This window comes from Paracoccus marcusii, assembly GCF_006151785.1.
Lineage (GTDB): Bacteria > Pseudomonadota > Alphaproteobacteria > Rhodobacterales > Rhodobacteraceae > Paracoccus > Paracoccus marcusii.
In genome coordinates this window covers 1-13,956 of the sequence record NZ_VDDD01000090.1, presented here as the reverse complement: position 1 = coordinate 13,956, position 13,956 = coordinate 1, and the positions used below count along the sequence as shown (strand labels likewise).

The 13,956-nt window shown below is 65.8% G+C and carries 14 protein-coding genes and 1 tRNA gene; 8 read left to right on the top strand and 7 right to left on the bottom strand.

What is annotated here, in order from left to right; genetic code table 11:
- From FHD68_RS13450 to FHD68_RS19035, 3 genes are all read right to left on the bottom strand, one after another.
- Positions 1 to 943 (bottom strand): glycosyltransferase family 4 protein (locus FHD68_RS13450; protein WP_139085977.1); only part of this gene is annotated, 943 nt, incomplete at its 3' end.
- Entirely contained in the window at positions 936 to 2,123 is a 1,188-nt protein-coding gene (locus tag FHD68_RS13445; protein WP_127897503.1) for an MFS transporter, read from the bottom strand. The genes FHD68_RS13450 and FHD68_RS13445, both read right to left, overlap by 8 nt.
- Before the next feature lie 88 nt (positions 2,124 to 2,211).
- Positions 2,212 to 2,715 (bottom strand): hypothetical protein, encoded by a 504-nt coding sequence (locus tag FHD68_RS19035; protein WP_164871372.1) that lies wholly within the window; start codon positions 2,713 to 2,715, stop codon positions 2,212 to 2,214.
- Positions 2,716 to 2,887: 172 nt separating this feature from the next.
- Here FHD68_RS19035 and leuB point away from each other — a divergent pair, with 172 nt between their 5' ends.
- The 4 genes from leuB to FHD68_RS13420 all read left to right on the top strand — a co-directional run bounded on the left by leuB (position 2,888) and on the right by FHD68_RS13420 (position 6,579).
- Positions 2,888 to 4,009, top strand: coding sequence for a 3-isopropylmalate dehydrogenase (gene leuB / locus FHD68_RS13435; RefSeq protein WP_127897502.1), 1,122 nt, complete (start codon positions 2,888 to 2,890; stop codon positions 4,007 to 4,009).
- Between the two features lie 6 nt (positions 4,010 to 4,015).
- On the top strand, positions 4,016 to 4,966 hold the full coding sequence (locus FHD68_RS13430) for a DMT family transporter (RefSeq protein WP_084693835.1): 951 nt from the start codon (positions 4,016 to 4,018) through the stop codon (positions 4,964 to 4,966).
- 49 nt (positions 4,967 to 5,015) lie between these two features.
- Positions 5,016 to 5,092, top strand: a tRNA-Pro gene (locus FHD68_RS13425).
- A gap of 689 nt (positions 5,093 to 5,781) precedes the next feature.
- Positions 5,782 to 6,579: a substrate-binding domain-containing protein gene (locus FHD68_RS13420; protein ID WP_127897501.1), complete on the top strand. Its 798-nt coding sequence runs from the start codon at positions 5,782 to 5,784 to the stop codon at positions 6,577 to 6,579.
- 211 nt (positions 6,580 to 6,790) lie between these two features.
- On the opposite strand, the gene sorU is transcribed toward FHD68_RS13420, so the two are convergent.
- From sorU to FHD68_RS13405, 3 genes are all read right to left on the bottom strand, one after another.
- Positions 6,791 to 7,129: a SorU family sulfite dehydrogenase c-type cytochrome subunit gene (gene sorU, locus FHD68_RS13415; RefSeq protein WP_042250314.1), complete on the bottom strand. Its 339-nt coding sequence runs from the start codon at positions 7,127 to 7,129 to the stop codon at positions 6,791 to 6,793.
- A gap of 52 nt (positions 7,130 to 7,181) precedes the next feature.
- Positions 7,182 to 8,366 carry a SorT family sulfite dehydrogenase catalytic subunit gene (gene sorT / locus FHD68_RS13410; protein WP_042250312.1) on the bottom strand — a complete coding sequence of 395 codons (1,185 nt, stop codon included), beginning with the start codon at positions 8,364 to 8,366 and terminating at the stop codon, positions 7,182 to 7,184.
- 370 nt (positions 8,367 to 8,736) lie between these two features.
- Entirely contained in the window at positions 8,737 to 9,846 is a 1,110-nt protein-coding gene (locus FHD68_RS13405) for a TDT family transporter (protein WP_127897500.1), read from the bottom strand.
- 68 nt (positions 9,847 to 9,914) lie between these two features.
- Here FHD68_RS13405 and FHD68_RS13400 point away from each other — a divergent pair, with 68 nt between their 5' ends.
- The 4 genes from FHD68_RS13400 to FHD68_RS13385 all read left to right on the top strand — a co-directional run bounded on the left by FHD68_RS13400 (position 9,915) and on the right by FHD68_RS13385 (position 13,182).
- The gene (locus FHD68_RS13400; RefSeq protein WP_199559633.1) at positions 9,915 to 10,697 is read left to right on the top strand and encodes a ZIP family metal transporter; all 783 of its coding nucleotides are present in this window, start codon (positions 9,915 to 9,917) and stop codon (positions 10,695 to 10,697) included.
- Positions 10,694 to 11,533, top strand: a complete 840-nt coding sequence (locus FHD68_RS13395) for a LysR family transcriptional regulator (protein WP_111560151.1) — start codon at positions 10,694 to 10,696, stop codon at positions 11,531 to 11,533. The genes FHD68_RS13400 and FHD68_RS13395 overlap by 4 nt, the downstream gene beginning before the upstream one ends.
- A gap of 1 nt (position 11,534) precedes the next feature.
- A complete protein-coding gene (locus tag FHD68_RS13390; RefSeq protein ID WP_341872764.1) occupies positions 11,535 to 12,125 on the top strand; it encodes a uracil-DNA glycosylase family protein in 591 nt (196 codons plus the stop codon).
- A 73-nt stretch (positions 12,126 to 12,198) separates the two neighbouring features.
- Positions 12,199 to 13,182, top strand: a complete 984-nt coding sequence (locus FHD68_RS13385; RefSeq protein ID WP_111560150.1) for a malate dehydrogenase — start codon at positions 12,199 to 12,201, stop codon at positions 13,180 to 13,182.
- 32 nt (positions 13,183 to 13,214) lie between these two features.
- Here FHD68_RS13385 and FHD68_RS13380 read toward each other — a convergent pair whose 3' ends face one another.
- A complete protein-coding gene (locus FHD68_RS13380; RefSeq protein ID WP_158530129.1) occupies positions 13,215 to 13,343 on the bottom strand; it encodes a DUF305 domain-containing protein in 129 nt (42 codons plus the stop codon).
- Positions 13,344 to 13,956: the final 613 nt, after the last annotated feature.

The window sequence follows — 13,956 nt, the reverse complement described above, 5'->3', positions numbered from 1 at the left end:
GACCCGCCGCGGCGCGGCCTGCGTCGTCGTCCAGCCAGCGGGCCAGCGCGGCGGTCAGGGCGGGGGCGTCGTCTTTCGGGACCAGGCTGCCGGTCTGGCCGTCGCGGATCAGCGCCTCGTAGGCACCAACGCGGGCGGCGACGGTGGGGACGGCGCAGGCGGCGGCCTCCAGCGGGGTCAGGCCGAAGCCCTCCCACCGGGCGGGGGCGGCAAAGAGATCCAGCGCCTGGTAATGCGCGATCACCTGGTCCCACGGCAGTTCGCCCAGGAAGCGGATGCGACCGTCCAGCCCGGCCGCCTTGATGCGCGCCTGCAGGTGATCGGCGAAGGTCCGGTTGTCGGGGGTGATGCGGCCGGTGAAGATGATCTGCACCCGCGGGCGCGAGGGCAGCAGTTCCAGCCCCGCCTGCACCAGCAGATCGACGCCCTTCTGCGCACGGATGCGGCCGAAGCAGCCGATCAGCACCGCGTCCGGGTCCAGGCCCAGCCGCGCGCGCAAAGCGGCACGGTCCGGGGCGGGGTGGAACACGTCCGTGTCGACCCCGTGCAGGATCACGGTCGCGGGGCGTTCCAGATAGCCGGCCGCCTGGGGCGAGGTCGCGATCAGTGCGTCCTGCTGCCGGATCAGCCAACGTGTAAAGCCGGTGTGCCGGCGCTGGGCGGCGGACGTAAACAGCAGGCGGTACCGGCGCCGCAGCAGGCGACGCAGGATCAGGCCCAGCGCCATCTCGGTGTTGCGGCGCGCGTGCCAGACCCGCCATCGGTCGCGGGGCAGGGTGGCCGCGCGCATCAGGGGAATGTGCGGGACATCCGCAGGCAGGCCGGGGCCCGTCGCGCAGATGTCGATCATCCGCGCCTGGACCGGGATCAGCCGCACCACCGTGGCCGTCACCCCGGACAGGCGACGTTTCAGGTTCGGTGCGACGATCAGCGGGTCAGTCATGGGCGGCGGCCTCGGGCGTCAGGAAATACAGCAGGAACCCGATCGCCAGCGGGATCAGGAAGAACAGCCACAGCATAGCGAAGGCCTGCGCGGGCGCATAGGCACCCTGTGCCGCGGCATAGACCGGGCGCGACGCGAACTGCATCACCCCGACCCCACCGATGGAGATCATGTTGAGAAAGGTCATCCCACGACCCACCAGATGTGGTGGCAGAAACGATCGTCCATGCGCCATGAGCAGCGGATAGGCCGACCCGAAGAACCCCAGCACCACCAGCAACGCGGTCACCGCGGGCAGGGGCAGGGCGGGGGCCTGCCACATCACCGCCAGCGTGACGATCATCACCGCGGAAAACAGCATCGTCGCACGGCGCGCGCTGCCGGCCAGGCGGGCGGCGGGTCCGACGGCAAAGCTGCCCGCGACCATTGCGAGGCCCATCGCCAGCGTGACGCGGCCGATCTGGGTCGCGTCGGCGCCATGCACCTGCTCCAGCCAGGGGGCGGCCCACAATCCGCGGATTGCCGCCGTCACCGCATAGTTCACGCCGAACAGCGGCACGATGAACCACAGCGCGCGCAGGCGCAGGATCTGACCGATCGAGCCCTGCGGATGCCCCGCGCCCAGCCGCGCCGGGTCGCGCACCGCCGCCAGGACCAGCGCGGCCACCATCAGCGTCACGGCCGCAAGCCCCCACAGGGTCTGGCGCCACCCCGCGGCCTCGATCACCCAGACCAGGGGCGAGGCGCCCAGGATGTTGCCCAGCGATCCGAACCCCACCAGCACCCCGGCCAGCATCCCGAAGGACGCGGGCGGGTATTCGCGCGCGAAGATGAAATACGGCCCCATCAGCGCCGGAGAGCAACCGATGCCCAATGCGGTCATCGCCAGATGCAGGTGCCACGGCGCGTCTGCCACGGCAAAGATCACCGCGCCTCCGGCCCCGCCCACCGCCATCAGCCACGCCACCGTGCGGCGCGGTCCGAACCGGTCCAGCGCCGCCCCCACCGGCAGCTGCATCAGCGCGAAGGCGATGAACCACAGCCCCGATGACAGGGCCAGATCGCCGGGGCCGGCACCGACCTGATCCTGCAGCACCGGGGCCAGCACGGCCAGAAAGGCCCGATAGAATTGCGACAGCATATAGGCCAGCACCAGGCTGACCAATCCGGCCTTGAGCATGAATTCGTTCCTCCGTTCCCCGGCGCCACGCTGGGCCAAGGACGCGGAAGCTGCAAGACGTGCAAATCACGCCGGGGGCGGCGGGGCGTTATTCGGCGGGGGCGGCTTCCGCGTCGGGGGCCGTGTCGCTGGCGCCTTCGGCGGCGGCCTTGGCGGCGGCGGCCTCGGCCAAGCCCGGCGTCACGGGCTGGGTGCTGCCGCCCATCCCCTCCAGCCGGGCGATCAGTTCGGGAACCCGCGGGCCAAGCCGGTCGCAGGCATCCGCCTCCTCGACCACGGCAAAGGCCGGGCGGACATAGTCGCGGTCATAGCTGACCGGGTCCAGCCCCAGCCGTTCGGTCAGCGCATCCGTGGTGCCGGCCATCAGCTGGAACTCGGGGCCGCTGACATCGTGTTCGGGGCATTCCGCGGTGATCACGGTCATCTGCGCCACATCGCGCGCCAGCGCCTGCGCCTCGTCGTCGGACAACCCCGACACGTCCGGCAGCGGTACCACGACCCGGTCGCCCGGCACCCCGTCCGAGGTCTGCGCCAGGGCGGGTTGCGTCAGCGCCGCCGCGGCGGCGATCATCAGGACAGTCCAGCGGGTCATCGCATTCCTCATTCACAGGGCTGGTCGGGCAACAGGGTCGACCAGCAGTCCCCCGGGCGCAAGGCAAACTGTCGTGAGCGCCCGTTCCCCGCCGCGCTTGACCCTAGGGCGGGCGGCGTCTAACCCGAAGCCGCAGCCTGCGCTGTCGCGGCTGGCACCTGAAGGAGGGATCATGTCCGACCGCTATTCGCTTCTCATCCTGCCCGGCGACGGGATCGGCCCCGAAGTCATGGCCGAGGTGGTCAAGGTCATCGACTGGTTCCAGGCGAACCGCGGCATGGCCTTCGACGTGACCCATGACCTGGTGGGCGGCACGGCCTATGACGTGCATGGCGTGCCCCTGGCGGATGCGACGATGGCCAAGGCCCAGGCGGTGGATGCGGTCCTGCTGGGTGCGGTCGGCGGCCCGAAATACGACGTCCTGGATTTCAGCGTGAAACCCGAACGCGGCCTGCTGCGCCTGCGCAAGGAGATGGACTTGTTTGCCAACCTGCGTCCGGCGCAATGCTTTGACGCGCTGGCCGACTTCAGCAGCCTGAAGCGCGAAGTGGTGGCCGGCCTGGACATCCTGATCGTGCGCGAGCTGACCTCGGGCGTCTATTTCGGCGAACCGCGCGGCATCCATTCCGACGACAACAATCCCGACAACGAGGGTGGCCGCGTCGGCATCAACACCCAGCGTTACACCAGCGGAGAGATCCGCCGCGTCGCCCGGTCCGCCTTCGAGCTGGCCCGCGCCCGCGGCAACAAGGTCTGTTCGATGGAAAAGGCCAACGTGATGGAATCGGGCATCCTGTGGCGCGAGGAGGTCCAGTGGGTGCATGACAACGAATACCCCGACGTGGCCCTGTCGCACATGTATGCCGACAACGGCGCGATGCAGCTGGTGCGCGCGCCGCGCCAGTTCGACGTGATCGTGACCGACAACCTGTTCGGCGACCTGCTGTCGGACGCGGCGGCGATGCTGACCGGCTCGCTGGGCATGCTGCCGTCCGCGTCGCTGGGCGCGGTGATGGCGAACGGCCGGCCCAAGGCGCTGTACGAACCGGTCCACGGATCGGCACCCGACATCGCGGGGCAGGGCAAGGCCAACCCGATCGCCTGCATCCTCTCCTTCGCCATGGCCCTTCGCTATTCCTTCGGCGAGGGTGCCGCGGCCGACGCGCTGGAGGCCGCGGTCGAGCGTGTGCTGGCCGACGGCCTGCGCACCGCCGACCTGATGGGGCCGGAGGGCGGCACCCCGATCAGCACGGCGCAGATGGGCGATGCCATCGTCGCCGCGCTGGAGGCCTGATTGGCCCTGACCGCCAATGTCAGGGGCGCATTGCTGCAGCTTGCGGCGATGGGCCTCTATGCCACGCATGACGTGGTGATCAAGTCGCTGGGTGCCATCTATCCGGCGATGCAGATCCTGTTCTTCGCATCGCTGCTGTCGTTCCCGCTGGTCAGCATCGTGCTGATGCGCGACCCCCAGCCCGGCACGCTGCGTCCGGCCAATCCGGGCTGGGTGATCCTGCGCACGTTGTGCGCCGTGGTGGCGGGGATGGCGGGGTTCTTCGCCTTCTCGACCCTGCCGCTGACGCAGGTCTATGCGATCCTGTTCACGACGCCCCTGCTGATCACCATCCTGTCGATCCCGCTTTTGGGCGAGAGGGTCGGCTGGCACCGCTGGGCCGCCGTCATCGTCGGCCTGACCGGCGTGCTGATCGTGCTGCGCCCGGGCGGGCAGGAGATCCAGCTGGGCCACATCGCCGCGATGGCCGGCGCCACGGCCAGCGCGTTGGCCGCGGTGATCATCCGCCGCCTTGGCCGGGCCGAACGCCCGATGGTGCTGATGATGTGGCCGATGCTGGGCAACTTCTTCGCGACCGGCGCGGCGCTTTCGGTCAGCTATCAGCCGATGGAGCTGGTGCATCTGGCGATGACCGGCATCATCGCCGGGCTGGGCCTGATGGGCGGGTTCCTGGTCATCATGGCCTATCGCACCGGAGAGGCCGCGATCGTGGCGCCCATGCAGTATTCGCAGATCCTGTGGGCGACCGGCTATGGCTGGTTCCTGTTCGGAGAGGGCGTCGACCCCGCCACCCTTCTGGGCGCGGGGGTGATCATCGCCTCGGGCATCTACATCGTCTGGCGCGAAGGCCGCGGCGTCAGCGCCAATCGCCCCGCGACCAGCGCCCGCCTGCGCGCAGAGACCGTGACGGCGCCGAAATCGACGATCCTGCAAAGATTGTGGGCGCCCCGTCGCTGATGAGGGCTTGCATTCTCCGGATCGTCGCGCTACCTGCCCGTCCTACGGTCGGAGCGTAGCGCAGCCTGGTAGCGCACCTGCTTCGGGAGCAGGGGGTCGGAGGTTCGAATCCTCTCGCTCCGACCATTTCCCCGATTTGTGGATTGCCACTGTGGTCTTCCTCAAGTGGCCACTATTCTTCCTTTGCTGCAGCAAGTCCGACGTAAAGCTCGAAGAGTTTTCGCTCGCGCCCCAAGACGAAGTTTCTATCTAGGACAGCAGTCTGCTAACGTCGCCGCACCAATCGTGGGATAGCGAGATCGACGGGACGCAGTCTGCTATGCGGGACCTTTCGGCCATTGAGTGCGCCTACGCTAAGACCGTTCGCAATTGCAGCATCAGCGACGTGCTGGGCGGAAAGCCGCCGCTAAAGATTCCTGATATTTACAGGTCTAGAGTCCGGAAGCAGCCGCTCGTCATCCCATATTCTTATCAAAGCGCGGCCACTCACACACACCTACTCGAACGCCGCTACGAATTCGGCGACGATGGCCTTTTCGCGCTGCTGGCACGCCGGCTCTCAGGCGTTACGTCGACACAGGGCGATGTCAGCTGCGCAGCGGATGCGTTCCTGCGCGCCAGCGTCAGCGCTGACCTTTTGATCGAATTGACTAGTCAGCATTTATCACGCGTCAGCCGTGCCCCACACGCAAGAGTGACGTAGAAATGGCAGAAAACGGCGAAGCCGTTCGGGCGTTTACGCCAGCTGCAGCGTTCTAGACGTCACATGGCGTCGGCATCAGGCCGACGCGATCCTGTTCGACCGGAGTGCCTTGATGAAAATGACATCCCTTCTGGCCATAAGCCTGTCTCTGACCACCCCCGCCCTTGCCCAGGACGCAGCCACAGAAGCGCCCGCGATCGCGCGTGAGGCTGGCGACGGCGTTGTGCGTCTTTATGGTGCGGGCGGGCCGCATAGCGCGCTGCAGAAGGTCGCCGATGTCTGGCAGGCCGAAACGGGCACCGAGGTTGCTATCACCTTCGGACCAGAACCCACATGGTCCGATCAGGCGCAGGCCGATGCCGACATCATCTGGGGGACGTCCGAGCAGTCGATGACTGCGTTTCTGGAAACCTACACCTCGTTCTCGTCAGATCAGGTTCAGCCGATCTACCTGCGTCCCGCCATCATCGCGGTGAAGGCCGGCAACCCCAAGGGCATCACCGGCTTCGACGATCTTCTGGCCGACGGCGTCAAGATCGTCGTGACCGAGGGCGCCGGCGTCGGCAACACATCGGGCACCGGAGTCTGGGAGGATATCGCAGGGCGAACGGGCAATCTGGACGATGTCGTGGGCATGCGCCGCAACATCGTGGCGTTCGAGCACGGGTCGGGCGCCAGCTTCAAGGCGTTCACCGATCTGGACGCGGATGCCTGGATCACCTGGCCCGACTGGACTGCGCGCAATCCCGACGTGATCGAGGCCGTGTCGCTGTCCGAGGACCGCGCGATCTGGCGCGACCTGAACGTCGCCATCGCGCCGGATGCTGACCCGGAGGCGCAGGCCTTTCTGGACTTTCTGGTTACGGACGAGGCGCAGGCGCTGATGGAAACCGAAGGCTGGACCCGCTGAAGGGGTCCACGATCCAGCATCTCTAAAGCATGAGGTCTGACCTGACCGCAGATCTGTCCAACGCAATGCGATTGAATGCTGAACCCTCATCGTCAGCCTGAAGTCCCGGCTTGAACGGCGATGGAATGAGCAAGACGCTAAACGTAACCCCCCGCCTGCAAGCGGGGGGTTTTTCGTTCAGTTCCGTCGTGGAGAAGAGCCATCGATCATCTCAGGGCTCGACGTTGTCTGCCTTGGTCGCGCTTGCGACATAGTGGGACAGAGCGTCCAACTCCTCGTCCGTCAGGCTGTCATACGGCGTCATCGGTCCGACGCCGTTCACCAACGCCCGCATGACGCGGTCATAATCGGGACGCATGGTGTCGAGGTTCGGCCCGATCTCTCCCATTGTCTCGGCATCGGCCAGGGTATGGCAGATCGAGCAGGACGGCTCTGCCCCTTGTGTGAAAAGTGCCTTGCCCATGTCGATCCGGGCAGAGTCTGTTTCAGCTACAGCCATACCTGACAAGGATGAAAGCAAAATGGCCGCGGCACTCAGTGTCTTGTTCATGTGTTTTCCGTTGATCTGAGGGGTGTCCGGCACGAACCGCCAGCCGCGTGTGTCATGCCACTTCGATTTCGATGCCGGGCGCGCGCCACCCATTATGGTTGTATCCGGGGTCGTTGGGCTCAGTCTGCTCAGGCTGCTGGTTTCCGTCCGCATCCGTGGCTCGGCTGACCAGCCGATACGTGCCGGGCTGCAGATCCATCTGTGCCACAAAGGGACGCCACGCAAATTTCCCGAGATCAGGTCCGATGAACTCTGCTGTGCTCCACGTCTGGCCATCATCCGCAGATACTTCGACTGATGCGACGTTGGTTGTTCCGCCGAACGCCACACCCGTGACCTGAACGCGACCAGCCTGGGTCGCATCCAACGGGCCGGTGATCCAGGATTTGACCGACATCTGCCAGACCGACGGATGGTCCGGGCCGCCTTCTTCACCCACAGGCTGCAACCGATAGCGCGTCTGCTGGATCAGCGCTGGCGACTGCTCCGCGGTCATGGCGACCTTGGTGACGTATTTCACGCTGTTGACGCCCGTAAACCCGGGGACGACCATGCGCAGCGGACCGCCATGGGCCAGGGAAATCGGCTCCCCATTCAGCTCCCACGCCAGCAAGATATCATCGAGCGCATCCAGGGGCACCGACCGCTCGACGAGCAATGTCAGCGGATCAAGTCCTTCGGGAAGCGTCTCTCCACCCGTGCCGGTCACGTATTCCATCCCCTCCGCAACTCCCCCCAGAGCGTCAACCACGACTCTCAAGGGCACACCCGTCCACATGACGCAGCCAGCAGCACCAACCTGCCAAGGTGTGCCGGACGGCTCGTGCTCAAAATAGGCACGACCGTTCCCGGAGCATTGCAGGACCATGGCAACAGTCGTGATCCCCATTGTCTTCAGTTCGGCCAGCGTCAGGCTCCGAGGCTCTGCCACGCCGTCGATGCTGACTTCCCATGCATCGCGATCGTCAAGAATGGAAGCAGGAGGCGGTGCCACATTGTTGCGGACATACAGCCTGTCCTCAGGCGTAAACGCAGAGGTTCCAAACGCAGACCGCTCCATCTCGATCGTGCTGTTGGAGTGCACGATCAGTGCATCGGCGTCTTTCCAACTGACATAGTCAGGCAGGGCCGTCACACTTTCCTGAGCTTGCACACGGACACCGCTGGCCATCACGGACAAGATGGCACCACTTCCGGCCAGCAGGCTTCGACGGCCTATCTTGAAATCACCCATCATCACTGAGCCTCCTCCCAAAGGTTTTGATCTTACTTTTGAGCCTAGCATGAAAAGAGGTTGGCGTGTCCACCGCCTCCTTTTGCGCGCCGCGTTATCAGAGCCGCTTCACGGGTGTCTATCCCTGACCGTCCGCTCCGCACCGTCCCGCATTGTGTCGATCTATCCTGACCCCGTGAGCGTCCGCTTTGGTGAACTGGCATAAGCAGAGCCTTCAACCAACTGAAGGAAATGCTTTGCCTAGCATTCGGTGGATAAGCCGCAAGGGATGCGAAGCATCATTTGCGGCTTATGATTTTTTGTTTTGCAGTCTCATGCTGACAGCATCAGGGCGGCAGCACCCGCCGGAACGGTGCGACGTGTGGCGATCATCTCAATCCTCCTTCAGGCAAGGGGCGACGAACAGATCACCCTGCCACGCCCCGCGCACGGTGCGAGTGGCTACGATGGCACAGATCACGGCCAGCAGGGCCACCAGCATCAGGCCGAAGACGTGGATCGAGCCGATGGGCATCAGCGTGCCCAGCTTCAGCGTTGCCACCGCGAACACCCCGATGGGAAAGGTATAGCCCCACCAGCCGAGGTTGAACGGCAGCCCCTCGCGCAGGTAGCGCCCGGTGATCAGGGCGGCCATCGCGAACCACCACAGGCCGTAGCCCCACAGGATCATCCCGCCGATCAGACCGACGCCCTGCGCGGCGCCAACATAGGCGTCCAGCCCGTGCGCGGCGAAGATGGCGGGCGCAGCCTCGCCCAGGGTCATCAGGCCAAGCGCGCCGGTGCCGATGGGGCCAAGCGCCAGCCAGGCCGAGGCCGCCATCGACGCATGCGGCAGTTTGTGGATCGCAAGGCGCAGGACCAGCACCACCAGCACGCTCATCGCGATGGGCAGCGACAGCGCCCAGAGGGTATAAGACACCCACAGCACTGTCAGGCCGTTCCCGACATGCGGGGCCAGCAGCCCGCCCGTCACTGCCGCCACCTCGGCCGCGACCATGGGCAGAAGCCATACGGCGGTCATCTGGTCGATGGAATGGCTTTGGCGGGTGAACATCAGATAGGGGATGGCGATGCCACAGGCTGCGGCCATCGCGACGTCGATCCACCACAGCGTTTCCGCCAGCCCCACCGCGCCGCGATAGATCAGCAGGCCGTTGATGATCGTGGCCAGCCCCATCGGGATGCAGCCGAAGAACATCGACACGACCGAATGGCCGAAGACGCGGCGCGCCCCGTCGAAGAAGAACACCCACCGCGCCGCGTAAAGCACGCTGAACAGCGCGAAAAGGCCGATGTTTAGGATCCACAGCGCCTCGCCCACCGCGCGGAACGGGGTTTGCGCCAGCGCGATGGACAGGATGCCGGTGCCCATGGTGGCGGCGAACCAGTTCGGGGTGAACTGGCGCACCACCTCGCGCGGGCTGTCGAGGCGGCTGAGCGGTTGGAGGCCGAGCGATACGGCCCGCATTTTCTCGAAGGTCATGGGGTATCTCCTTGGGTATGAAGATAGTGGGGCTGGCGCAACCGATCCAACGGATTAAACTTGTCCGAATGATCGGATTAGACGATGGGACGATGATGGCGATCTGGATGCAGGCGGGATTGTGGGGGCTGGCGGGCGCATCGTCTCTGCTGATCGGCGTGGCGCTGGCATGGTTTGCGCCGTTTCCCAAACGGGTGACGACGGGGTTCATGGCGTTCGGCTGCGGTGTCCTGATCTCGGCCGTCAGCTATGACCTGATCCTGGACGGATTCGGCAAGGCGGGCATCTGGCCGGTGGTGCTGGGGGCCGTGGCGGGGTCGGTGCTGTATACGGTGGCCAACGCGCTGATATCGCGGAATGGCGGGCACCATCGCAAGCGGTCGGGAAAACAGCAGCGGCAGGCGGCACAGGGCGGCGGGTTGGCCATCGCGGCGGGGGCGTTTCTGGACGGGATACCGGAATCGGTCGTGCTGGGGGTGGGCATGCTGGACGGCGGCGGCGTCAGCATCGCCATGTTCGCGGCGATCGTCCTGTCGAACTTTCCCGAAGGTCTGTCCAGCGCAGTTGGGATGAAGGCTGCGGGGCGCGGCGCGGGGTATGTGTTCGGCCTGTGGGCGGCGATCGTGCTGTGTTCCGGCGCCGCGGCGCTGATCGGTGCAGCGGCCTTGGGGGATGCGCCGCCCTATCTGCTGGCGGCGGTGAATGCGCTGGCCGCCGGCGCCCTGCTGACCATGATCGCCGACACCATGATCCCCGAGGCGGTGGAGGGCGAACGCGGCGAGACTGGCCTTCTGGTCACGCTCGGGTTCCTCGTGGCCTTCGCCTTGTCGCATCTGGGGGCTGCCGCATGACGCTGGAACAGCTTCGCATCTTCATCGCCGTGGCCGAACGTCAGCATGTGACCGAGGCCGCCCGCGCGCTGAACCTGACCCAGTCCGCCACCAGCGCCGCCATCGCAGCACTTGAGGAACGCCACGACGTGCGCCTGTTCGACCGCGTGGGGCGCGGCATCGTGCTGACCGATCTGGGCCGCAGCTTCCTGCCCGAGGCGCGGGCGGTGGTGGCGCGGGCCGAGGATGCGGCGGGGTTCCTTGCGGCCTCGATGGGATTGCATCATGGGCGGTTGCGGCTGGTGGCCAGCCAGACGGTCGCGAATTACTGGCTGCCGAAGGTCATGCAGACCTTCCAGGCCGCCCATCCGGGGATCGCGTTGACTCTGCGCATCCTGAACACCCATGACGCGTGCCAGGCGGTGGCCGAGGGTGAGGCCGATCTGGGCTTTGTCGAGGATGAGGTGACCTCGCCCGCGTTCACCCTGATCCCCGCCGCAACGGACCGGCTGGTCGTGGTGGCGGCGAAGCCCGTGACCGATCTGGCAGCGGCGACGTGGATCCTGCGCGAACAGGGCTCTGGCACGCGCGCCATTCTGGAACAGGCGCTGGCGGCGGCGGGGATCGTGCCGCGCGTGGGGATGGAGCTTCCCTCGAACGAGGCTGTCCGTGCGGCGGTCGAGGCGGGCACTGGCGTCTCCGCCCTGTCGCGCGTGGTGATAGAGGCATCCTTGGCAGCGGGTCGGTTGTTCGAGATCGCGTTCCCCATCCCGCCGCGCCATTTCAACGCCGTGCGTCCCACCGGCCGCCATGTGAGCCGAGCCGCCCAAGCGTTTCTGGACCGCGCCCTTGGATGAGGTGCTGCGCGCCCTGATGGCGATTGCGTCCACCGACCGGCTGTTCAACCCTTACCGCGACCATGATCCGGCGGTGGAGGCTGCGGGTGCCCCTGAAATTCGCCGCTGCAACCTGCGCGTCTATCTGGAGGCGATGCCGAAGGGCGCGCCGCTGTGGCTGGGCGAGGCGATGGCACGACGCGGTGCGCGGCGCACTGGCATCCCGTTCTGCGGCGAGGAGGCGCTGCACCGCCTCGGCCTGCCATTGATTCAGCCGACCCGCTATGCGCTGCCCGACGGGCCGACCGCCTGTGCGATCTGGGCCGCCGTGTCGGACCCGCCGCCGCTGTTCTGGAACGCCGTCATGCAGCATCCTCATCATGCCGATGGCCGCACCCGCCCGCCGACCGTGGCCGAGATTGCCGCCAACATGCCCGCCCTGCATGCGCTGATCGCGTGGAAACGCCCGTCGCGCATCCTCTGTATCGGGCGCGTGGCCGAACGCGCGGCGCAGGGCTTGGGCGTTTCCGCCACCTATGTCCGCCATCCGGCGCAAGGCGGGTTGGCCGCATTCCGCGAGGGTGCCGCGTCATTCATCGAACAAGGCGATTGATCCAAGCGGAACGATGCGTTGGACGGTTGTCTTCCGCGGGCCTACCTATTCCCGCAACCTTTAGGAGGACACCGTGACCACATCTACCCCCAAACGCATCGCCGTCACCGGCGCCGCCGGCCAGATCTGCTATGCCCTGCTGTTCCGCATCGCCAAGGGCGACGTCTATGGCCCCGACCAGCCGGTAATCCTGCAACTGCTGGACCTGCCGCAGGCGCAGGATGCCGTGCGCGGCGTGGTGATGGAGCTGGAGGATTGCGCCTTTCCGCTGCTGGTCGAGACCATGGTGACCGACGATCCGGCGACGGCCTTCCGCGATGCGGATGCGGCGTTCTTCGTCGGCTCGCGCCCGCGTGGCAAGGGGATGGAGCGGCGCGATCTGCTGTCGGCCAATGCCGAGATCTTCCGCGCCCAAGGCCGAGCGCTGAACGAGACCGCCAAGCGTGACGCGAAGGTCGTGGTCGTCGGCAACCCCGCGAACACCAACGCGATGATCCTTGCCGCCAACGCGCCCGACTTCCCGAACGAGAACGTCACCTCGATGATCCGGCTTGACCACAATCGCGCGCTGACGCAGCTGGCCACGAAGGCGGGCGTCGCCGTGGCCGAGATCGACCGGCTGGCCGTCTGGGGCAACCATTCCCCCACCATGTTCGCGGATTGGACCGAAGCCACCGCGCAGGGCGGCAAACTGCCCGACATGATCGGCGACGACGCATGGTATCGCGACACCCTAATCCCGAACGTGGCCCGGCGCGGCACCGCAATCATCGAGGCGCGGGGCGCATCCTCGGCCGCGTCCGCCGCAAATGCCGCCATCGACCACATGCATGGCTGGATTCACGGCACGGGGGGCAAATGGGTGTCGATGGGCGTCCACTCGAACGGCGAATACGGTATCCCCGAGGGGCTGATGTTCGGCGTTCCGGTCATCTGTGCGAACGGCACATACGAACGCGTCGAAGGTCTGACTTTTACCGATTTCCAGCGCGAGATGATGGCCCGCACCATCGCCGAACTGGAGGAGGAACGCGAGGCTGTCTCAGCCCTTCTGTAAAGAACAGGCCCGCGCAAGGCGGGCCCACCCTATTATTCCGGCACTTCAACGCCCATGCGGTCCAGCATGGCCGTCATCTCGGCAATATCTTCCTTTTGCGCGTCGATGATCTTCTGCGCCATATCGCGCGTCTCGTCATCCGTGCCGTGCTCCAGCTCCACCTCGCCATGTCGATGGCAAGGCATTGGTCAGGTTCGCAACATAGATACGCAGTGCGGAGAGAGTTCGCTGTTCCCACCCGAAACGGCAGAGCGGCACCCTTTGCCTCACATGACGAATGACTGCTATGGGATGAGCGTCGCCCTAAACCATAGTTGGCCTTGCCCGGACCAAGGTCCGGTTTGGGTCGATCACTCTTGCTGCATCTGCATTCGCTGCAGCAGGGACGAATGACTGCAATGGGCTCTTCACGTCAATCTGTCGCCCTTGGCAAGGGCGCGGGGGGCGCGGCAGCCTCTGAGCTGCGCACTCGGCCGTTAATCGGCACGGTGTCAACGCGACCCAATTCCAAAACGCACTGATCCGGCGTCGCCTGCTTGACGGTGACTAGGAGGTCAATGGTGAAACGGAAGCCCTGCGCGATGCATACTGGCGAGACCAATATGAATACTATGACGAGCCGGTTCTGACTTTTCCTATGATCAACCGGCTTGCGGAGTACTTGATTCGTACGAACCATCGTGTGTGCCGGGCCATACGCCTAAGCGCATAATTTCCACTGAGAAGTGAGCCATGTGAACCTTCCCCCATAGCGGTCAGCGGCGGGGGTAACGG

Bases quoted from the DNA above. Each gene is read 5' to 3' on its own strand.
- FHD68_RS13445 (WP_127897503.1), bottom strand. From the start codon at position 2,123: ATGCTCAAGGCCGGATTGGTCAGCCTGGTGCTGGCCTATATGCTGTCG.
- FHD68_RS19035 (WP_164871372.1), bottom strand. From the start codon at position 2,715: ATGACCCGCTGGACTGTCCTGATGATCGCCGCCGCGGCGGCGCTGACG.
- leuB (WP_127897502.1), top strand. From the start codon at position 2,888: ATGTCCGACCGCTATTCGCTTCTCATCCTGCCCGGCGACGGGATCGGC.
- FHD68_RS13420 (WP_127897501.1), top strand. From the start codon at position 5,782: ATGAAAATGACATCCCTTCTGGCCATAAGCCTGTCTCTGACCACCCCC.
- sorU (WP_042250314.1), bottom strand. From the start codon at position 7,129: ATGAACAAGACACTGAGTGCCGCGGCCATTTTGCTTTCATCCTTGTCA.
- sorT (WP_042250312.1), bottom strand. From the start codon at position 8,366: ATGATGGGTGATTTCAAGATAGGCCGTCGAAGCCTGCTGGCCGGAAGT.
- FHD68_RS13405 (WP_127897500.1), bottom strand. From the start codon at position 9,846: ATGACCTTCGAGAAAATGCGGGCCGTATCGCTCGGCCTCCAACCGCTC.
- FHD68_RS13400 (WP_199559633.1), top strand. From the start codon at position 9,915: ATGATCGGATTAGACGATGGGACGATGATGGCGATCTGGATGCAGGCG.
- FHD68_RS13395 (WP_111560151.1), top strand. From the start codon at position 10,694: ATGACGCTGGAACAGCTTCGCATCTTCATCGCCGTGGCCGAACGTCAG.